This window comes from uncultured Pseudoteredinibacter sp., from assembly GCF_947500695.1.
Taxonomy (GTDB): Bacteria; Pseudomonadota; Gammaproteobacteria; order Pseudomonadales; family Cellvibrionaceae; genus Pseudoteredinibacter.
In genome coordinates this window covers 1-602 of record NZ_CANMSS010000029.1, presented here as the reverse complement: position 1 = coordinate 602, position 602 = coordinate 1, and the positions used below count along the sequence as shown (strand labels likewise).

Below are 602 nucleotides of genomic sequence, written 5' to 3'. Positions count from 1 at the left end.
GAAACCACCATCCATGATGAGACCACTCCAGGTACGCCTCCAGGTCCGGGTCCACACCCAGATCCAACGCCGAACCCAGGTCCAGAAGATACTGTGTTTGCGGTGATCGACAGCAATGGTCCGGTAAGCGAAGGCGCGGACTCTGTCTTTACCGTATCGCTGTTTGATGTGAACGGTAACCCTGTGACGGTCACTTCTGATATGGAAGTGAATGTAGTGTTTGCTAACGGCACCGCGGAAGACGGTGACTACACCGCAACCGCACAAACCGTGACCGTAGCGACGGGTGATAGCACCACGACCGTTACCGTTCCAACCGCACAAGACGCGGACTTCGATGATGAGACCTTTACGGCCACCATCGCGGGCGTAGGGGCGGGTGCTTCTCAGTTTGAAAATGTGGACACCACCACCGGTGTGACCGTGGGCGGTACGCCTCGCACGCCAAGTGCGGAAGCGACCATCAACGATGACGACGTACCACCGACCGTATCGATCGACGATGTAACGGTGAACGAAGACGCCGGCACCATGACCTTTACGGTGAGCTTGTCGAACAGCACCACCCAAGATGTGACGTTCGATTTTGACACCAATAATGG

General features: G+C 56.3%; 1 protein-coding gene. It reads left to right on the top strand.

What is annotated here, in order from left to right; translation table 11 throughout:
* Positions 1-93: 93 nt before the first annotated feature.
* On the top strand, positions 94-602 hold a 509-nt coding region (locus tag Q1A08_RS21345; protein ID WP_299776421.1), incomplete at its 3' end, for a Calx-beta domain-containing protein.